The following is a 17,991-nucleotide window of genomic DNA, read 5'->3' as shown; positions in this document are numbered from 1 at the left end:
CACCATCACCACGGCGACACCCTCAGAGGGTCGTCGGCATCAAGGTGGTGGCGGTGCGTTCGCCCCATTCGAGGCGGGAGCGGAGCAGGACCGCGTCGCCCGCCAGGGCGGAGACCAACGTGCCCGGGCCGGCCAGGGGGAGGACGGCGACGCCCTCGGCCACGGCCGGCTCCTTGGCGGTCGTCGTGAGGAACGTGGTGCCGACGCAGCGAGCCGTGCCGTAGACGGCGGGGGACGTGTCCAGGACGGGGTCGCCGACGGTGAACTCCTGCCGGAGCAGCGGGCGGCCGTCGCACGTCGCGTCGAAGCGGGCATGGCAGCGTCCCGGCGCCTCGCCGTGCCGGCCGAAGACGATCTCCTCGCGCCACCGCACCTCGGCGTCCGCCGCCAGCTCGAGGCGTACGAGGAGGCGGTGCCGGGAGCCGGCGGCGAGCACCGTGGGCTCCGGCGCGAACCGGAGCGTGGCGCCCGCCCCCACCCGGGCGGTGACCAGCATCTCGGACTCGCCGTCCCCCGGCAGGACCAGGGTTGCGGCGACCGAGCCCAGCTCCAGGGTGGTGCGTGGGGCCACGTCGAGGTCCAGGTGGAGCCGGTCGCCACCGAGCGGGCCCGCCGCCGTGGAGACGAGGTGCACGGTGTACGGCCCCGTCTGGCGCAGCGTCAACGGCGGCGCCGAGGTCAGGCGGTGGAGCAGGGTCCGGCCGTCCGTGGACAGGGCGGTGGCCACCGCGGCAGCGGCCCGCATCGCGCGCCGGCCGGACATCACGAGATGGAGGCCGCGTGGGCCTGGGCCCAGGCCGTCACCTGCTCGGAGACCCAGCCGGCGACCGTGGCGGCGGTGGGATCCTGCCTGATCGAGGTGAACAGCACCGGCCTGTCCCCGCGTACGGCCGCCGCGTCGCGGTCCATCACGTCCAGGTCGGCGCCCACCATCGGAGCGAGGTCGGTCTTGTTGATGACCAGCAGGTCGGCCGTCGTGACCCCCGGACCGCCCTTGCGCGGCACCTTGTCGCCGCCCGACACGTCCAGCACGAAGATCTGCCTGTCGGCCAGCCCCCGGCTGAACGTGGCCGTCAGGTTGTCGCCGCCGCTCTCCACGATCACCAGGTCCAGCGGGCCGAACCGGTGCTCCAGGGTCTCCACGGCGTCCAGGTTCGCGGCGATGTCGTCGCGGATGGCGGTGTGGGGGCAGCAGCCGGTCTCGACGGCGAGGATGCGCTCCTGGTCGAGCACGCCCGTCCGGCGGAGGAAGTCGGCGTCCTCGGTCGTGTAGATGTCGTTCGTGACCACGCCCAAGGACAGCGACGGGCCCAGCGTCCTGCACAGCGCGGCCACCAGAGCCGTCTTCCCGCTGCCCACCGGCCCGCCCACGCCGAGCCGCAGCGCCCGGCCGCGGCCGTCGGGGGCGTGGTGGTGGTCGTCGTGATTGGCGCCCATATGTCGGGTTCCCTTCCTTAGGAGACGAACAGCCTGACCTCGGCCCGCGCATGCTGCTCGGCCAGGAGATCAAGAGCCGGGGACGAGTATGCGGGCAGCGTCCCCCAGAGGTGGGGGTGTGCGTCGGCGGCGGCGAGGTGGGCCTGCGCGGCCACGGCGGTGAGGTCCGGGGTGAGGTCGGCCATCAGCCCGTGCACGGCCACCGGGTCCAGCCCGAGCAGTCGGACGGCCGCCGTGGCGGGGCCGCTGATCGCGTGGTACGCCGCCGCCATGGCCGCCTCCTCCGGCGTCGCACCCGCCGCGTGCGCCGCCACTCCGAGGGTGATCGGATGATGGGGGTTCGGTACGTCCCGCGCCAGCTCGTCGAGCACCGGCGACGGCCACACGCGGCGGGCGACCCTCAGCAGGAGCCTGCCCTGCGTCCTGGACGCCTCCCGCTGGGCGGGCGCGGCGGTCCTGGCATCGGCCTCGGCATCGAGCATCACCCACCCCGATGAGGTGGCGGCCTGGATGCAGGCGGCGGCGGTCAGGGCGGCGGCGACCGTGCCCGCCGTGTGGAGGCGTCCACGGAGGAAGCGCGCCAGCGAGGGCACGTCGTGCACCGCCCCCGACGTGACCGCCTGCTCGGTCCCGCCCGAGTGGGCATGGCCGCCGGCCGGGAGGCGGGAGTCGGCGAGGAGGAGCAGGGCCGGGTTCATCGCCATCGGAGACCCATCAGAAGAGGAAGTAGCGCTGGGCCATCGGAAGGGTGGTGGCGGGGGCCGGCTCGATGAGGTCGCCGTCGACGCGGACCTCGAACGTGTCGGGTGCCACCTCGATCCTGGGCATGGCGTCGTTCAGCGGCATCGAGGACTTCCCGCGCCGCCGTACGTCCGCCACCGGCGCCAGGCGGCGGCGTACGGACAGACGGTCGGTGAGGCCGGAGTCGAGAGCGAGCGGGGCGACGAAGTGCAGGGAGGTGGCGGCGGCGGTCACCGGCGAGGCGCCGAACATGGGACGGGGCAGCACCGGCTGGGGCGTCGGGATGGAGGCGTTGGCATCGCCCATCTGGGCCCAGGCCACCACGCCGCCCTTGAGCACGAGGTCCGGCTTGACCCCGAAGAACGCCGGGTCCCAGAGGACGAGGTCGGCGAGCTTGCCGCGTTCGACGGAGCCGATCTCGCCGTCCAGCCCGTGGGCGATAGCCGGACATATCGTATATTTCGCGATGTACCGGCGGGCGCGCAGATTGTCCGCAGGCCCGCCGAGAGACCCGCGACGGCCCTTCATGACGTGCGCCGTCTGCCACGTACGGATGATCGTCTCCCCGATCCGCCCCATCGCCTGCGAGTCCGAGCCGATCATCGAGATCGCCCCCAGATCGTGCAGCACGTCCTCGGCGGCCATCGTCGTGGGCCTGATGCGGGACTCGGCGAACGCCAGGTCCTCCGGGATCGACGGGTTGAGGTGGTGGCACACCATGAGCATGTCGAGGTGCTCGTCGAGCGTGTTGACGGTGTGCGGCCGGGTGGGGTTGGTGGAGGAGGGCAGGATGTTGGGGTAGGCCGCGACGCGGATGATGTCCGGCGCGTGCCCGCCGCCGGCCCCCTCGGTGTGGTACGCGTGGATCGTCCGGTCCCCGATGGCCTTCAGCGTCGACTCCACGAACCCGGCCTCGTTCAGCGTGTCCGTGTGGAGCGTCACCTGCACCCCGGCCGCGTCGGCCACCTTCAGGCACGCGTCGATGGCGGCCGGCGTCGAGCCCCAGTCCTCGTGCAGCTTGAAGCCGGAGGCGCCGGCCCTGAGCTGCTCCAGCAGGCCCTCGGACGAGACGGTGTTGCCCTTGCCGAGCAGCGCGAAGTTCAGCGGGTACGCGTCCAGCGACTCCAGCATCCGGCCCAGGTACCAGGCCCCGGTGACGGTGGTCGCCTTGGTGCCCTCGACGGGTCCGGTGCCGCCCCCGACGATCGTCGTCACCCCGGACCCGATCGCCTCGTCGAGGAGTTGCGGGCAGATCAGATGGACGTGCGAGTCGACGGCCCCGGCGGTGAGGATCTTGCCGTTGCCCGCGAGCACCTCCGTGGAGGGCCCGATGACCAGATCGACACCGTCCATCGTGTCGGGGTTCCCGGCCTTGCCGATGGCGTGAATGCGGCCGTCGCGGATGCCGACGTCGGCCTTGACCACGCCCCAGTGGTCGAGGATCACCGCGCCGGTGATGACCAGGTCGGCCGCGCCCTCCGCCCGGGTGGTCCGCGCCTGCCCCATGGACTCGCGGATCACCTTGCCGCCGCCGAAGACGGCCTCGTCGCCGGGGCCGGCGGGCCCGATCGACAGGTCCTCGGTGACCTCGATGAACAGGTCGGTGTCGGCCAGCCGGATCCGGTCGCCGACCGTGGGACCGTACAGTGCCGCGTACCGGGCGCGCGAAATATCAGCCATCGAGCGGCCCTGCCCACTCCGGCCGCAGCCCCGGGACCACCCGGTCGCCCGCCAGCGGCACCAGCGTCACGTCGCGCTCGACGCCCGGCTCGAACCTGATCGCCGTCCCGGCCGGCACGTCGAGCCGCCTGCCCCAGGCCGCCTGCCTGTCGAACTCCAGCCCCGGGTTGGCGGCCGCGAAGTGGTAGTGGGAGCCCACCTGCACCGGCCGGTCGGCCGTGTTGACCACCCGCACGGTCACCCGCTCGCGCCCGGGGTTGAGCGTGAGATCGCCCTCGGGGTGGGCGTACTCGCCGGGGATCACGGGATCGGCCTGTGCACGGTGACCAGCTTCGTGCCGTCGGGGAACGTCGCCTCGATCTGCACGCTCTCCAGCATCTCCGGAACGCCTTCCATGACGTCGGCCCGGCCGAGCACCGACCGTCCCGCCTCCATCAGCTCGGCCACGGTGCGCCCGTCCCTGGCCCCCTCCATGAGGAACGACGCGATGACGGCGGTGGCCTCGGGATGGTTCAGGCGCAGGCCCCTGGCCTGCCGCTCGCGCGCCACCCCGGCGGCGACGTGGATGAGCAGCCGCTCCTGCTCGTGTGAGGTAAGCCGCATGGCCGGACCATAGGAACCGGCGGTTTCGTGACTGTTGCCAAGGGATGTCGTGTTGGTTTCGCGCCGTAGGTCAATTCGTACTATTCCGTGCGCGGCCTTCCTCGGAGGGGGCTGCGTAGATCAAAATTGACTGTCTGATGGCTTCTCTCACACCCTCCGATCCGCACCGGCTGGGCCGCTACTGGCTGGCCGGGCGGCTCGGCGCCGGTGGCCAGGGCGTGGTGTACGAGGCGTACGGCGAGGCCGGCGAGCGGGTCGCGGTCAAGGTGCCCAGGTTCGACAGCGCCACCGCCAGGGCCAGGCTGGCCAAGGAGGCGTCGGCGGCCCGGCGGGTGGCCTCGTTCTGCACCGCCAGGGTGATCGAGGCGCAGGTGGACGTGGCCGCGCCGTACATCGTCAGCGAGTTCGTCCCGGGGCCCAGCCTGCGGCGGGTGGTCGAGGAGTCGGGGCCGTTCGAGGGGGACCGGCTGCGCCGCCTGGCCATCGGCGTGGCGACCGCGCTGACGGCCATCCACCGGGTCGGGATCGTGCACCGGGACCTGAAGCCGGACAACATCATCCTCGGTCCGGACGGGCCACGGGTGATCGACTTCGGGGTGGCCAGGGAGGTGGGGCCGACCACCTCCGGGCCGCTCATGGGGACGCCGCAGTACATGTCGCCCGAGCTGTTCCACGGGCGGCGGGCCACCGAGGCGGCCGACATGTGGGCGTGGGCGATGGTGGTGCTGTTCGCGGCGCGGGGGCGCGACGCGATCAAGGGCGGGGAGCCGGTGGCGGTCATCGCCCGGGTGCTGGGGTTCCGGCCCGGCGCCGACGGCCTGCCCGACCCGCTCGGACCGCTGGTGAGCGCCGCTCTCGCTGAGGAGCCCGCCGACCGGCCCTCCGCCCGGACGGTGCTCCTGCGGCTGGTCGGCGACGGGGAGGGAGATCCACTCACCCGTGGGGGGACGCTCGCCGGAGAGCTCAGGGGCGCGGCGGCGGAGCCGGATCTCGGGGCCGTCGCGGAGGACCTCTATGGCGAGCTGACCGAGGCCGAGCGGGAGGGCGTGCCCCAGGTCTTCCTGCGGATGATCGACGGTGACTCGCTCAGGCCGGTCGGCCGCGAGGAGCTTCCCGAGGCCGCGGCCGTGGACGCGCTGCTCACCGTGTTCGCCGATGCGGGTCTCGTGGTGCGCCACGGCACCGCGTACGAACTGGCCCGCCCCGGGCTCGTCCAGGCCTGGCCCAGGCTGCGGGAGTGGGTGGCCGCCAACCGCGAGGGACTGCGCGTGCACCGCCGCCTGGCCGAAGCGGCGGCGCTGTGGGAGAGCCACGGCAGGAAGCCCACCGACCTGCTGCACGGCTCCAGCCTCGACAGGATCCTGCGCTGGGCGGCCACCGAGCGCAAGGACCTCACGCTGGCCAGGCGGGAGCGCGAGTTCCTCGACGCGGCGGCCCGGCAGGCCAGGCGGCAGTCCAGGAGGCGGGGGCTGCTGGCGGCGACCCTGGCCGTGCTGCTGGTGGCCGCGCTCGGCGGGCTGGGGCTGGCCGAGCACCTGCGCAGGGAGTCCGACCGCCAACGTGACGACGCGCTGGCCAGGGAGCTCACCCTGCGCGCCGCCGACCTGCGGCAGACGGAGCCGCCGCTGGCCCGGCTGCTCACCGTGGCGGCCTGGCGGCTGAGCCCGTCGCTGCCGGAGACGCGGGGCGCGCTCTACGACTCGCTGTCCGAGCCCACGGCCGACGTCTTCACCGACCCGTACCGGGGCGCGGACTCCGTGTACGGCATCAGCCGTGACGGCCGCACCCTGGTCGCCGTACAAGGTGGGCGGGCCAGGGTTTGGGACGTGCCGTCACACCGGCAGATTCACGAGATCGGCGGGCTGGAGGCGGGCGTGCGCTGGGCCGCGATCAGCCCCGACGGCCGCACCCTGGCACTCCAGTACGCGCAGGGCGTACGGCTGTGGGACGTCGTCACGGGCCGCCCGCGTGGTGACTGGTTCGGGGGGCACGCCGGGCTGATGAACGATCTGGAGTTCGACAGGACCGGGCGGCTGCTCGCCCTGCCGAAGCGTCCGTTGCGGGAGGGGCGGTGGTGGGACATCTCCACCGGCAAGCAGCTCACCACTCCCGAGGGGATCGGCCTGGACGCGGTCAGCGCGGACGGCCGGCTCGGCGTGGTCACCCACAGCGGGGAGGGCAAGGCACAGCTCTGGGACCTCAAGGCGGGCAGGCAGCTGGCCGCCCCATGGCTGCCGCGCCGGGAGGGCATCCTCGACGCCCAGTTCAGCGCCGACGGGCGGGCGCTGGCACTCACCCATCCGAGGGGTCGCGGGAGCGCGGTGAGCGTCTACTCGGTGCCGGACGGCGCGGCACTGGTGAGCGGCGACTCCGGGGCCTCGGTCGAGTTCGGCTTCGGCGACCGGTACGTCGCCACCTGGGAGTGGGGGAACGAGCTGATCATCCGGCGGCGGTCCAACGGGGCCGTCGTGCTGCGGCGGGTCCCGCCGGCGCCCGTCAGCGACCTCCGCTTCGACGAGGGGCGGCGGGCGCTGCGGCTGCTGAGCGACGGCGGGGTCGTCCACACGCTGGACGTGTCCATGCTGTTCGACCGGTCGACCAGCGGCGGCGGTGACCAGGACCAGGTGCTGCTCGACCCGTCGGAGCGGGTCCTGGCGGCCAAGGAGCGCGGCGCCCTGACCCTGTGGGACGTGGCGACCGGCCGTTCGCTGGCCGCCCCGATCCCGTGGCGAGGTGAGGGGGACGCGATGGCGTTCAGCCGCGACGGCGGCCGGCTGGCCTATGCCGACGGCGCCACGGTCCACGTCGTCCGGCTGCCACAGGGAGCGGAGACCGGCGGGTTCCGGCTGGCCGCCAAGGACGCGAGCGGGGCCGACTCGCTGGCCTTCAGCCCGGACGGCCGCACCCTCGCGATCTCTCCGTCTGGCGGCGCCGGCGACCTGCCGGTGGAGCTGTACGACCTCCAACGCGGCACGTCCAGGAGCACGTCCGGCCCGGCCCCCGGGCACCTGGCCTTCCGCCCGGACGGCCGCCTGCTGCTGGGCGGCGTGACACCGCACCGCATCGACCCTGCGAAAGCCGCCGAACTGCCTCCGGCACCGGGGATCGGGCAGCTCGAAGGCCCCTTCGCCTTCAGCCCGGACGGCCGGCGGTTGGCGATCTTCGGATCCGACCGGATCAGTCTGTGGAACGGCGACCTCACCACCAGGCTCGCCGACTTCCCCGCCATGCCCGCGAGCGCCGTCGGACAGGTCGAGAGCCTCCCCGCCGTGCGCGTCATCGCGGTCGAGCGGCTCGCCTGGTCACCTGACGGACGCATGATCGCCGCGTACGAAGGAGGCGCCCGCATCCGCCTCTGGGACGTGGCCGACCGCCGGATGCTGGGCGTGGTCTTCGACGGCCTGCAGTCGACGGAGACCAGCCTCAACGGCTACCTGGCCTTCTCCTCCGACAGCAGGAGGCTCTACAGCGTCACGGCGGACGGCACGGTACGCACGCATGAGCTCGACGGCGGCCGCGTGGCCGCCGCCGTGTGCGGGCGCGCGGGCCGTACCCTCACCGCCCAGGAGTGGTCCCGCTACCTGGGCGGCATCGACCCCTTCACCCTCTGTCCCTAGGCGGGCCGACCCGGCCTCACGCCACCGGCCGGTACGACGGAAGGTCATGACCTCCGGCGGGATCGCTCCATTCGCACGCCCGGGTCTCGGCCAGCAACTGGTCCGCCACGTCCTCCAGGTGCCCGCGCCGGGCGAACGCCTGGCGCTGCCGCGCCGCCGAGTCGCCGATCTCCAGCACCTGCCGGGCCAGTGCCGAGACGAGCTCCCAGTCGCCCGCCTCCTCGAGCTGCGGGCGCAGGCCGTTCACCAGGTTCCGGATCACGGTGGCGGCGGGTCGGGGCACCCCTTCGACGGGATCGACGAGCTCGCCCGACAGCCCTGAGCGCGCCGCCTGCCAGGTCGCGGCCCGCACCGTCTCCAGGTGCACCTCGTGCTCCGGCTCCCGGCGCACGGCCGCCAGTTCCCTGGCCACCAGCGCTCTGAACAGCCCGGCGATCAGCAGGACGTCCTCGACCCGCGGGCAGGAGTCGCAGATCCGCATCTCCACCGTCGGCACGTGCTGCGACGGCCGGATGTCGAAATAGACCATCCCGGAATCGCTGATCACACCGGACTGGATGAGCTCCTGGATCATCTCCTCGTACTCCGCCGCGGAGTCGAACTTGGCCATCGGGCCCGTCGTGGGCCAGCGCTGCCAGACGAGGGTGCGATAGCTCGCGTACCCGGTGTCGGTGCCGTCCCAGAACGGTGAGCTGGCGCTGATCGCCAGCAGCGGCGGCAGCCACGGAGACAGGCGGTAGGCGACGGAGACCGCCAGGTCCCGGTCCGGCACCTCCGCGTGCACGTGAGTGCCGCAGATCAGCTGTTCGCGGGTGAGCTGCTGGTAGTCGCTCAACATCTGCTTGTAGCGTGGATCATTGAAGACCTTCAGCTGGTCCATGTCGACGAGCTGCGCGCTGCCGGACGCGATGACGCCCAGGCCCAGCGCTTCGGCCTGCTCGACCAGGGTCGTACGCGACCCGCACAGATCGCGGGCCAACTCCTCCAGCGTCGAGCACGGCTTGCTGTTGGACTCCACCATCGACCGCTGCAACTCGTGCGTGAACCGGTCCGGAGGAAGCACCGGCAGCAGCAGGTCGGCGCGGGCGGCCACATGGCGCGTGCCCGCATCCACGATGTGGAACTCCTCCTCGACGCCGACACGGATCGTTGCCCCAGACCGCGACATGGCCACCACCTCCGACGCATCAGGTTCGTTCATGACCTGACTAACTCCCCCAAAAACGCGCGTTCAGCTCAAGAGGTCCTGTTCGAGCCCGCCCGCAGCGCCTCGAAGGCCGCCGTCCGCTTACGTGCCCGCGTTCCCGCGTCCAGGCTCACCGCGTCCTCGTCGTGGCTGCGCAGGGCCTCGACCTGGTCGCGCTGCAGGGCGATCAGCGGCGACACCACCAGGGTCGGCCCCTTCAACAGCAGCGCCGGCACCTGGTAGATCGCCGACTTGCCGCTGCCGGTCGGCATCACCACCAGCGTGTCCCTGCCCTCGGCCAGTGCCGTCATGGCGCGCAGCTGGCCCGGACGCAGATCGGTCAGGCCGAGGACCTCCCTGGCCGTCCGTTCGCACTGCGCCCTTGTGTCCGGCATCCGTCCCTCCTTGCGGGCCTCGCGGGCCTCGCGGGCAGAGCCTCCTTACTGCCCCGCCCATCCCCCGGCATGTCACCTGGTACGGCCCGGTTACGTGCGCGGGCGTTTCACCCGTACAGCTTCGTCCCTAGGCGGTCCAGGCGCGGGCCGACCTGACGATCTCCTCCAGGTGGTCGCTGTGCGCGCCGCGCCAGTAGACCTGGCCGCACTCGCCGCACCGCCCGTACAGGTCGTAGTTGCGCTCCGTGCCCGCCTCCAGCAGCGACGCCACCTCGTGCTTGGCGACCGGCTCCAGCTCGCCGTTGCACGCCGTGCAGCGCGTCCACGGGCGCAGCGGCGGCGTGAAGCGTTCGAGCAGGTCGCGGAGCTGATCGGCGGGGCGGGAGCCGCGCACGTACGCGCCCAGCCAGAGCGCGCGGCGGCGCAGCAGGCCGCGGTCCTGCGTGAGCAGCACCCGGCGCTCCTCGTTGGCCTGCACCACCAGCGCCGGGTCGTCCATGTCGTTGTGGTAGGCCGTATCGATGCCGAGCAGGCGCAGCCGCCGCGCCAGCGTGCCCAGGTGCACGTCGAGCAGGAAGCGCGGCTCACCCGGCAGCGGCTGCGGGCGCGGGACCGGGTGCACCTCCACCACGTCGCCGGGCACGAGCTGGTACGAGGGCGGCACCCCGCGGCCGTCCACGACCATCGGCCCCACCTCGGTCAGCGGGATGCCGAGCGACTCGACGTGGTGGCCCAGCGTGGAGGTGCCGTCCGGCGTCACGCGCTGCCACTCCTGCCGCCGGCTCACTGGCAGGAACATCGTCAATTCCGAGGCGATGCGCAGGCGTGTGTCCCGTTCGCTCACAAAGTCCATTCTGGTGGACCGGATACCGTGAATTCATGTCGATATCCCGCCGCGCCTTCCTCGGGCTCCCCGCGCTGGCGGCCGGGTGCTCGGCCTCCGGCGGCACATGGCCCGAGCTGCGGCTGGCGACCGGCGTGACGGGCGGGATCTACGAGCAACTCGGCGACGGGATCGCGCAGGAGCTGCGGCGACTGGGGCTCACGGTGCGGGTGATGAACACCGCGGCCAGCGTGCAGAACCTGACGATGATGACCGACGGGCGGGCCGACGTGGCGTTCGCGCTGGCCGACAGCGCCGACGACGCCGTGCGGGTGCGGCACCAGCCGGTCTCCGCGCTGGCCAGGGTGTACATGAACTACGTCCATCTGGTGGTGCGCGGCAGCTCCGGCATCGCCGCCGTCAAGGACCTGGCGGGCCGGACGGTCTCCATCGGGCTGGAGGGCTCGGGCACCGCGGTGAGCGCCACCCGCGTGCTGGCCGTGGCCGGGCTGTCCAGGCCCGCCGTGGTCAGCAGGCTGGGCCTCGACGAGTCGGTCCAGGCGCTGCGTGACGGCGAGATCGAGGCGTTCTTCTGGTCCGGTGGGGTGCCCACGCCCGCCCTGACCTCCCTCGGGGACATCGAGCTCGTGCCGCTCGATCCGCTGGTGCCGGTGCTGCGCCGCCACTTCGGCCCGCTCTACGAGCACGCGCTGGTGCCCGCCGGCGTGTACGGCAGCGGCAGGCCGGTGCCGACCGTCGGCACTCCCAGCTACCTGATGTGCCGGACCACGCTCCCGGACGACCTGGCGTTCACGATCACCGAGACCGTCTTCCACGCCCGCGACCGCCTCCAGGCCCCGTCGGCGCCGGGCGGGCGGCTGGACATGCGCTACGCCATCGGCACCGGCGTCGTCCCGCTCCACCCGGGCGCCGCCCGCTACTACCGGTCCGTCTACGGCTGAGCCCTCAGCCGCCCGTCATCACCGGTCCGTCTAGGGCTGACTCTTCAGGCGCAGCTCCACGACCAGGCCGTGCGGCACGGCGGGCAGCAGCGCCAGCGCGGCGCCGCACGTCCTGGCCAGCTCGGCGGCGATGGCCAGCCCCAGGCCGCTGCCCGGCACGTTCGCGTGGGCTCCGGACCGCCAGAACCGTCCCAGCGCCTCCGAGCGCTCCTCCTCGCTCAGTCCAGGCCCGTCGTCGGCCACCCGCAGCACGCCGTCGTCCAGGGTGACCGTGACCGTGCCGCCCTCGGGCACGAACTTCTGGGCGTTGTCGAGCGCGATGTCCGCGATCCTGGCCGCGGCCTCCGGAACGACCTCCGTTTCCGGGATGTCGGCCACGAGCCGCACGCCCTTGGCCGCGTACACCTCACGCCACGCAGCCAGCCGCGGCGCGAGCGGAACCTCCTTGCCCTCGACCACCGCGCCCGCCTCCACCCGAGCCAGCGCCAGCAGGTCCTCCACCAGCAGCGCCAGCCGGTCCAGCTCCGCCATCGCCTCCTCGAACTCGGCCGCGCCCTCGCCCCGCAGGTGGGGCTCGAGGTTCTCCAGCCGCAGCCCGAGCACGGTGAGCGGGGTGCGCAACTCGTGCGAGGCGTCCGCCACGAACGCCCGCTGCCGCTCCATCGCGCTGGAGACCGCGTCGGCCATCGCGTTGAAGCGCTCCTCCAGTCGCCGCAGCTCGGAGGGCCCGGCGCCGGGATGCGCGCGGGCGTCGAGCCGGCCGTGCGCGATGGCCTGCGTGGTGCGGTCGAGCTCGGTGACGGGCCGCAGGATCCAGCGGGCCAGCCGCCGGGCCGCCAGCGCGGAGTACGCCAGCGCCACCAGCGCGCCGAGCGCCAGCGCGCCCCACACCAGCGACACGTCCAGCCGGGCCCGGCCCGTGGGGGCCTCGAGCAGCACCACCCCGGACAGCTGCGCGTCCCGTCCTGCGGGCTCGGCCAGCAGCACCGTGGCCGGGCCGAACGGGCTGATCGTGGGCAGGTCCTCGGTGGTGCGGCCGGCCAGCGCGAGGCGGGTCGCGTCCCGGTCGTCGGCGTCGAACCGGCCCACGGTGGCCAGGATGGAGCCGTCGCGGTCGCGTACGCGCACCGCTGCGCCGTACAGCTCGGCGTAGCGGTTGATCTCGGAGATCAGCCCCGCGCGGTCGTCCTCCCTGGCCGCCTGGTCGGCCAGCTCCGCGAAGCGGGTGGCGTCGGCGCGGCGGTCGAGGAGGAGGCGGTTGGTGCGGTGGGAGGCGTAGGCGAGGCCGAGCGGCACGGCCAGCGCCGCGATGAGGAACACGATCAGCGTGGTGAACGTGACCACCAGGCGGGAGTTCACGCCGTCGAGCCCAGCCGGTAGCCGGTGCCCCGCAGCGTCTCCACCAGGCCGGGGCGGCCGGTCTTGGAGCGCAGGTTGGCCACGTGCACGTCCAGCGACCGGGACGCCGACAGCAGCGGGTCGCCCCAGACCTCGTCGAGGATCTCCTCCCTGCCGCGCACGACACCGGGCTCGCGCGCCAGCATCGCCAGCACGTCGAACTCGCGCCTGGTCAGCGTCACGAGCTCCCCGGCCACCGTGACCTGCCTGGACTCCAGGTCGATGCGGACGTCGCCGACGCTCACCACCTCGTCGCGGGCCGGGCGCGGCCTGGTGCCGCGGCGCACCACCGCCTCCATGCGGGCCATCAGCTCGACCGTGCGGAACGGCTTGACCAGGTAGTCGTCGGCTCCGGAGCGCAGCCCGCGCAGCACCTCGCGCTCCTCCGTACGGGCCGTGACCACGATGAGCGGCACCGCCGACACCCGGCGCAGGCGGCGCAGCACGTCGAGCCCGTCCATGTCGGGCAGACCGAGGTCGAGCAGGACGAAGTCGACGCCCCCCGCCAGGCGGAGGGCGTCGACGGCCAGCCCCGCACGGCTGACCTGGTGGCCGTGCCGGGCGAGGGCCGTGGTGAGCGCGGAGGCGAGCCGATCGTCGTCCTCGACCAGCAGAACTCGCATACGGCCAGGTTAGACGGAGACCGGCGCCGATTCCCCCTGCTCGGACCTGGTCAGCGCCGCATCGCGGGTCTCGCGCATGGTGAGGTAGACCACCAGCGAGATCGCCGCGAGGGCGGAGACGTACCAGTAGAAGCCGGACTCGATGTCCGCCTTCTTGAACCAGAGGGCCACGTACTCGGCCGTGCCGCCGAACAGCGCGTTCGCGATCGCGTACGGCAGCGCCACACCGAGGGCCCGCACCTGGGTGGGGAACAGCTCGGCCTTCACCACCGCGTTGATCGAGGTGTAGCCGGTCACGATGACCAGCGCGACCAGGGAGAGCACCAGCGCGCCGCCGAACGTGGTGGCGCTGCCCAGCGCGGTCATCAGCGGCACCGTGCCCAGCATCGAGCCGATGCCGAACGTGATCAGCAGCGGCCGCCGGCCGATCCGGTCCGACAGCGCCCCAGCCAGCGGCTGCAGCAGCATGAAGATGAAGAGCGCGGAGAAGCTGACGAGAGCCGCGGTCTCCTTCGCCATGCCCGCGGTGTTGACCAGATACTTGGTGAGGTAGGTGGTGTAGGTGTAGTACGCGACCGTGCCGCCCATCGTCAGCGCGATGACCAGCACGGCCTCCTTCTTGTGCGCCCAGAGCTGCCTGATCGTGCCGCGCTCCTCGGAGTGCCTGGTCTCCTCGTCGTGCGCCTCGGTCTCCAGGAGGTTGCGCCGCAGGTAGAACACGACCGCCGCGCCCACCGCGCCCACGATGAACGGGATGCGCCAGCCGTAGGAGCTGAGGTCCTCCTTCGACATCGTGTTCTGCAGGATGATCTGCAGGCCGAGGCCGACCAGCTGCCCCGCGGTCATCGACACGTACTGGAAGCTAGAGGCGAAGCCGCGCTTGCCCTGCGGGGTGGCCTCGGTCAGGTAGGTGGCGCTGGCCGCGTACTCGCCGCCGACCGACAGGCCCTGCAGCAGACGGGCCAGCAGCAGGACCAGTGAGCCGAAGGCGCCCGCCGTGGCGTACGTCGGGGCGATGGCGATGAGCAGCGCGCTGGCCGACATCAGCGTCACCGTCAGCGTCAGCGCCGCCTTGCGGCCCTTCCTGTCGGCGAAGCGGCCGAGCAGCCAGCCGCCGACCGGACGCATGAAGAAGCCGACGGCGAAGATGCCCGCGGTGTTGAGCAGCTGTGCCGTCGAGTCGCCTTCAGGGAAGAAGGACGCGGCGAAGTAGACGGCGAAGCTGGAGTAGACGAACCAGTCGTACCACTCGACCAGATTGCCGACCGACCCGCCGATCACTGCCTTCCAGGGCACGCGTGCCTTGCTCACGGAGAACCTCCTGGGGGGAGTAGGTGCAGGTCAGAGCCTCTCCCCAGAAGGATGTTCGGACAAGGGCAGGAGGCCCAGATCTAACGTCCGCTTAACATGCGCGCAACCCCCGGCCTCTAGGGCCCTACAGCGTCAGCCGCCACTCGTTCCACTCGTCGAACAGCTCGAAGCCCATGGCCTCGTTGATGGCCAGCATGTGGGCGTTGGAGGTGGCGTTCCAGGTGATGATCCGCTCCAGGTGGGGCTCGTGCTCGCGGAGCCGGAGCAGGTTCGCGATCTTGAGCAGCAGGCCCAGGCGGTGGCCCCGGTGCTCGGCCAGCACGGTCGTGTCCGCCTGGTGGCCCCAGCCGGTGGAGCGGTCGGCCTCGACATAGACGCGCGTGTATCCGGCCGGCGCCCCGTCGCAGTCGCGGCGGGCGATCGCCGTGTACGCGGTCAGCCCGCGGCGCGGGATGCTCTCCTCGCGGTGGCGGATGCGGTCGAGGCTGAAGGTCATGTTCTCGATGTCCGCGTCGCGCGGGGCGTCGTTCATGCCGTTCATCAGGGCCGCGACGTCGGCGATCCGATCGGGCCCCGCCGGACCGGTCCAGCTTTCGAGGTGGTAGCCCTCGACGCGGGGGAGCATGCGTTCCAGCGCGTCCCAGTCGGCCTTGCGCAGGTCGAGCGTGCGGCGGGCCTCCATGAGGGAGACCGTCATGCCGTGTGCCGTCGCGAAGCGGGTGCCCACGCCGGTGGCGGGGGTCTCCGCGAGGAGCAGGGTCCTGCCGTGGGCGCGCAGGCGATCGAGAACGTGCTCGAACAGCGCCGAGCCGAGCCCCCGGCCGCGCCGCTCAGGGCGTACGACGAGGGGGAAGAGCCACCCCATATGGGTGTTGTCGAGCTGGGGGAGCGACAACCCGTAGCCGCCCGCGACCTCGCCGTCCTCGACGACCGCCCACAGCTCGCTCCGCGCGCCCGGCTCGTGCGCGGCGACGTCGTGGCGGAAGCGGGCGAGCGACATCGTCGGGCCCAGGTCGTCGGTGTAGCCCGCGACGTACGCCTCGTGCAGGCCCGTGACCAGGTTTCCCGGCCGGTCGAGATCGATGGGCTGAATGCGCATGCGCCCAGCAAATCGCACCGGGAACGACCGGGGCGAGCGAATTTACCGCCGGTGATCGCCCGCCTTTTTACTGCCGGTAATTCTCCACCTCGCCGGCCGGGCGGGCGGCGGCGTGATCGGGATCGTCACCGGCGTTGCGCCTGGCCCGGCGCTGCCTGAGCAGGTCCCAGCACTGGTCGAGCGCGTTCTCGAGCTCCTTGATGCGCGCGTGCTCCTCGTCGGTGGTCACTTCGCCCTTGGTCAGCCTGTCGCGCAGCTCGTGCTCTTCGGTGACCAGATCGCCGATCCTGGTGAGAATCTCGTCGTCCCGCATGCCTGAACTCTAGTCACCGGACTCGTCCGGCCGCTCGGGCGGGGCGCTGTTGGGTGGGGCGGTACGTGATAGAACACGCCCTATGCCTGGTATTGCGCTGGTAAGGAAGCCCGGCCCTCGGATCGCCGAGGGCATCGTGACCCACATCGAGCGCGAGCCGGTCGATCCCGAACGGGCACTGCACCAGCACGACGCCTACGTGGCCGCGCTGGCCGCCGCCGGGTGGCGGGTCACGTACGTACCGGAGGCCCACGAGTTGCCGGACGCGCCGTTCGTGGAGGACACCGTGGTGGTGTCGGGGCGGCTCGCCGTGCTGACCAGGCCGGGCGCGGAGGAGCGGCGGCCCGAGGTGGAGTCCGTGGCGGCCACCGTCCGCCGGCTGGGGCTCAAGGCGGTCAGGATCGCGGCGCCCGGGACGCTGGACGGGGGAGACGTCCTCCAGGCCGGCCGCACCGTGTACGTCGGCAGGTCGGCGCGCACCAGCGCCGGCGGCATCGCCCAGCTCGCGGGCCTGCTGCCGGAGCGCCGGATCGTGCCCGTGGACCTGAACGGCGTGCTGCACCTCAAGTCGGCGGTGACCGCCCTGCCCGACGGGACACTCATCGGCGACCCGCGCCACGTGGACCTGCCCGGGCTGCTCGAGCCGCCGGAGGAGGCCGGGGCGCACGTGGTGCCGCTGGGCGGCGACCGCGTCCTCCTGGCCGCCTCGGCGCCTCGGACCGCCGCGCTGCTCGAGCAGCGCGGAGTGAGCGTGACCACGGTGGACATCTCGGAGTTCGAGCGGCTGGAGGGATGCGTGACCTGCCTCAGCGTCCTGATCGCGGACTGACTTCATTGATTGCCGGCTGCTTCTCATCATCTGAGACCCAGGACGGCGCATCCCGAGACGTCTGGTAGCGTGCAAGGCATGCTGCGTGGGCTGCTTCTTAGCTGCCGCGGCGGGGGCCTCTAGGCCGGCTCCCTCGCCGCGGAGCCAGTCATGCGCGTCGGCCGTTCTCATCCGACCGACGAGGAGTCAGCAGACATGACCGCTCAGCAGCCCAGCCCCATGCCGATCCATCGCTATCAGCCCTATGCGCCCGTACGCCTGACCGACCGCACGTGGCCCGACCAGGTCATCACCAAGGCGCCCCGCTGGTGCGCGGTCGACCTTCGCGACGGCAACCAGGCCCTGATCGACCCGATGGACCCCCATCGCAAGCTCAAGATGTTCGAGCTGCTCGTACGCATGGGCTACAAGGAGATCGAGGTCGGCTTCCCGGCGGCCTCGCAGACCGACTTCGACTTCATCCGGCAGATCATCGAAGAGGGCCGCGTCCCCGACGACGTGGTCATCCAGGTGCTGACCCAGGCCAGGCCCGAGCTGATCGAGCGCACCTTCGAGTCCATCGAGGGCGCCAAGCAGGCCATCGTCCACCTGTACAACTCGACCTCCACCCTCCAGCGCCGCGTGGTGTTCGGCCTGGACAAGGAGGGCATCACCGCCATCGCCGTCGAGGGCGCCAAGCTGGTCAAGAAGCTCGCCGACGCGAGCGACGTCGACGTCTACTTCCAGTACTCTCCCGAGTCGTTCACCGGCACCGAGCTCGAGTACGCCGTCGAGGTGTGCGACGCGGTCAACGACGTGTGGCAGCCCACCCCCGACCGCAAGGTCATCATCAATCTGCCGGCCACGGTCGAGATGGCCACCCCCAACGTCTACGCCGACCAGATCGAGTGGATGCACACCCGCACCAGGATCTCGCCGGGCCCCGGCGCGGGCCGGGGAAGCCAGGTCTCGCGCAGGCCGTCCGCGTTCCCCCA

At 72.3% G+C, this 17,991-nt stretch carries 17 protein-coding genes and 1 pseudogene; 4 read left to right on the top strand and 14 right to left on the bottom strand.

Going from position 1 to position 17,991, the window contains the following annotated elements; all coding sequences use genetic code 11:
• Positions 1-22: 22 nt before the first annotated feature.
• The 6 genes from AB0J64_RS15820 to AB0J64_RS15795 are packed head-to-tail and all read right to left on the bottom strand — an operon-like array spanning position 23 to position 4,461.
• Positions 23-763: an urease accessory protein UreD gene (locus AB0J64_RS15820; protein WP_364026695.1), complete on the bottom strand. Its 741-nt coding sequence runs from the start codon at positions 761-763 to the stop codon at positions 23-25.
• Positions 763-1,437 (bottom strand): urease accessory protein UreG, encoded by a 675-nt coding sequence (gene ureG / locus AB0J64_RS15815; RefSeq protein ID WP_364026692.1) that lies wholly within the window; start codon positions 1,435-1,437, stop codon positions 763-765. The genes AB0J64_RS15820 and ureG overlap by 1 nt, the downstream gene beginning before the upstream one ends.
• A 17-nt stretch (positions 1,438-1,454) precedes the next feature.
• A complete protein-coding gene (locus AB0J64_RS15810) occupies positions 1,455-2,141 on the bottom strand; it encodes an urease accessory UreF family protein (protein ID WP_364026689.1) in 687 nt (228 codons plus the stop codon).
• A 10-nt stretch (positions 2,142-2,151) separates the two neighbouring features.
• Entirely contained in the window at positions 2,152-3,858 is a 1,707-nt protein-coding gene (locus AB0J64_RS15805; RefSeq protein WP_364026686.1) for an urease subunit alpha, read from the bottom strand.
• Positions 3,851-4,162 carry an urease subunit beta gene (locus AB0J64_RS15800; RefSeq protein WP_364026683.1) on the bottom strand — a complete coding sequence of 104 codons (312 nt, stop codon included), beginning with the start codon at positions 4,160-4,162 and terminating at the stop codon, positions 3,851-3,853. The genes AB0J64_RS15805 and AB0J64_RS15800 overlap by 8 nt, the downstream gene beginning before the upstream one ends.
• Positions 4,159-4,461 (bottom strand): urease subunit gamma, encoded by a 303-nt coding sequence (locus AB0J64_RS15795; protein WP_344986305.1) that lies wholly within the window; start codon positions 4,459-4,461, stop codon positions 4,159-4,161. Before AB0J64_RS15795 ends, AB0J64_RS15800 begins: the two co-directional genes overlap by 4 nt.
• A 137-nt stretch (positions 4,462-4,598) precedes the next feature.
• On the opposite strand from AB0J64_RS15795, the gene AB0J64_RS15790 reads away from it, so the two are divergent.
• Positions 4,599-8,078 carry a serine/threonine-protein kinase gene (locus AB0J64_RS15790; protein WP_364026679.1) on the top strand — a complete coding sequence of 1,160 codons (3,480 nt, stop codon included), beginning with the start codon at positions 4,599-4,601 and terminating at the stop codon, positions 8,076-8,078.
• A gap of 16 nt (positions 8,079-8,094) precedes the next feature.
• On the opposite strand, the gene AB0J64_RS15785 is transcribed toward AB0J64_RS15790, so the two are convergent.
• From AB0J64_RS15785 to AB0J64_RS15775, 3 genes are all read right to left on the bottom strand, one after another.
• Positions 8,095-9,279 carry a glutamate--cysteine ligase gene (locus AB0J64_RS15785; protein ID WP_364026676.1) on the bottom strand — a complete coding sequence of 395 codons (1,185 nt, stop codon included), beginning with the start codon at positions 9,277-9,279 and terminating at the stop codon, positions 8,095-8,097.
• 35 nt (positions 9,280-9,314) lie between these two features.
• Entirely contained in the window at positions 9,315-9,659 is a 345-nt protein-coding gene (locus tag AB0J64_RS15780; protein WP_364026673.1) for a DEAD/DEAH box helicase, read from the bottom strand.
• A gap of 127 nt (positions 9,660-9,786) precedes the next feature.
• A complete protein-coding gene (locus AB0J64_RS15775; protein WP_364026670.1) occupies positions 9,787-10,512 on the bottom strand; it encodes a Mut7-C RNAse domain-containing protein in 726 nt (241 codons plus the stop codon).
• A 26-nt stretch (positions 10,513-10,538) separates the two neighbouring features.
• Between AB0J64_RS15775 and AB0J64_RS15770 the strand changes: the two genes are divergently transcribed.
• Positions 10,539-11,444, top strand: coding sequence for a TAXI family TRAP transporter solute-binding subunit (locus AB0J64_RS15770; RefSeq protein ID WP_364026667.1), 906 nt, complete (start codon positions 10,539-10,541; stop codon positions 11,442-11,444).
• A gap of 30 nt (positions 11,445-11,474) precedes the next feature.
• Here the strand turns inward: AB0J64_RS15770 and AB0J64_RS15765 are convergent, their stop codons facing one another.
• From AB0J64_RS15765 to AB0J64_RS15745, 5 genes are all read right to left on the bottom strand, one after another.
• Entirely contained in the window at positions 11,475-12,803 is a 1,329-nt protein-coding gene (locus AB0J64_RS15765) for a HAMP domain-containing sensor histidine kinase (RefSeq protein WP_364026664.1), read from the bottom strand.
• On the bottom strand, positions 12,800-13,465 hold the full coding sequence (locus AB0J64_RS15760; protein WP_364026661.1) for a response regulator transcription factor: 666 nt from the start codon (positions 13,463-13,465) through the stop codon (positions 12,800-12,802). The genes AB0J64_RS15765 and AB0J64_RS15760 overlap by 4 nt, the downstream gene beginning before the upstream one ends.
• A 9-nt stretch (positions 13,466-13,474) precedes the next feature.
• The gene (locus AB0J64_RS15755) at positions 13,475-14,776 is read right to left on the bottom strand and encodes an MFS transporter (RefSeq protein ID WP_364026658.1); all 1,302 of its coding nucleotides are present in this window, start codon (positions 14,774-14,776) and stop codon (positions 13,475-13,477) included.
• Positions 14,777-14,900: 124 nt separating this feature from the next.
• Positions 14,901-15,875: a GNAT family N-acetyltransferase gene (locus AB0J64_RS15750; protein WP_364026655.1), complete on the bottom strand. Its 975-nt coding sequence runs from the start codon at positions 15,873-15,875 to the stop codon at positions 14,901-14,903.
• 67 nt (positions 15,876-15,942) lie between these two features.
• Complete coding sequence (locus tag AB0J64_RS15745; protein WP_364026652.1) at positions 15,943-16,188, bottom strand: DUF2630 family protein; 246 nt, start codon at positions 16,186-16,188, stop codon at positions 15,943-15,945.
• A gap of 82 nt (positions 16,189-16,270) precedes the next feature.
• On the opposite strand from AB0J64_RS15745, the gene ddaH reads away from it, so the two are divergent.
• Together ddaH and AB0J64_RS15735 are read left to right on the top strand one after the other, a co-directional pair.
• Positions 16,271-17,017 carry a dimethylargininase gene (gene ddaH, locus AB0J64_RS15740; protein ID WP_364026649.1) on the top strand — a complete coding sequence of 249 codons (747 nt, stop codon included), beginning with the start codon at positions 16,271-16,273 and terminating at the stop codon, positions 17,015-17,017.
• Between the two features lie 195 nt (positions 17,018-17,212).
• A pseudogene (locus AB0J64_RS15735) lies at positions 17,213-17,991 on the top strand (2-isopropylmalate synthase); the annotation flags it as partial.

The sequence above is a fragment of the Nonomuraea sp. NPDC049695 genome, from assembly GCF_040674955.1.
Classification (GTDB): Bacteria; Actinomycetota; Actinomycetes; order Streptosporangiales; family Streptosporangiaceae; genus Nonomuraea; species Nonomuraea helvata.
Note: the sequence above shows the minus strand (reverse complement) of the source record. Positions and strands in the feature narration are given on the sequence as shown.

Excerpts from the sequence above, each read along its gene's own strand:
- AB0J64_RS15820 (WP_364026695.1), bottom strand. The coding sequence starts at position 763 with ATGTCCGGCCGGCGCGCGATGCGGGCCGCTGCCGCGGTGGCCACCGCC.
- ureG (WP_364026692.1), bottom strand. The coding sequence starts at position 1,437 with ATGGGCGCCAATCACGACGACCACCACCACGCCCCCGACGGCCGCGGC.
- AB0J64_RS15810 (WP_364026689.1), bottom strand. The coding sequence starts at position 2,141 with ATGGCGATGAACCCGGCCCTGCTCCTCCTCGCCGACTCCCGCCTCCCG.
- AB0J64_RS15805 (WP_364026686.1), bottom strand. The coding sequence starts at position 3,858 with ATGGCTGATATTTCGCGCGCCCGGTACGCGGCACTGTACGGTCCCACG.
- AB0J64_RS15795 (WP_344986305.1), bottom strand. The coding sequence starts at position 4,461 with ATGCGGCTTACCTCACACGAGCAGGAGCGGCTGCTCATCCACGTCGCC.
- AB0J64_RS15790 (WP_364026679.1), top strand. The coding sequence starts at position 4,599 with ATGGCTTCTCTCACACCCTCCGATCCGCACCGGCTGGGCCGCTACTGG.
- AB0J64_RS15785 (WP_364026676.1), bottom strand. The coding sequence starts at position 9,279 with ATGAACGAACCTGATGCGTCGGAGGTGGTGGCCATGTCGCGGTCTGGG.
- AB0J64_RS15780 (WP_364026673.1), bottom strand. The coding sequence starts at position 9,659 with ATGCCGGACACAAGGGCGCAGTGCGAACGGACGGCCAGGGAGGTCCTC.
- AB0J64_RS15775 (WP_364026670.1), bottom strand. The coding sequence starts at position 10,512 with ATGGACTTTGTGAGCGAACGGGACACACGCCTGCGCATCGCCTCGGAA.
- AB0J64_RS15770 (WP_364026667.1), top strand. The coding sequence starts at position 10,539 with ATGTCGATATCCCGCCGCGCCTTCCTCGGGCTCCCCGCGCTGGCGGCC.
- AB0J64_RS15760 (WP_364026661.1), bottom strand. The coding sequence starts at position 13,465 with ATGCGAGTTCTGCTGGTCGAGGACGACGATCGGCTCGCCTCCGCGCTC.
- AB0J64_RS15750 (WP_364026655.1), bottom strand. The coding sequence starts at position 15,875 with ATGCGCATTCAGCCCATCGATCTCGACCGGCCGGGAAACCTGGTCACG.
- AB0J64_RS15745 (WP_364026652.1), bottom strand. The coding sequence starts at position 16,188 with ATGCGGGACGACGAGATTCTCACCAGGATCGGCGATCTGGTCACCGAA.
- ddaH (WP_364026649.1), top strand. The coding sequence starts at position 16,271 with ATGCCTGGTATTGCGCTGGTAAGGAAGCCCGGCCCTCGGATCGCCGAG.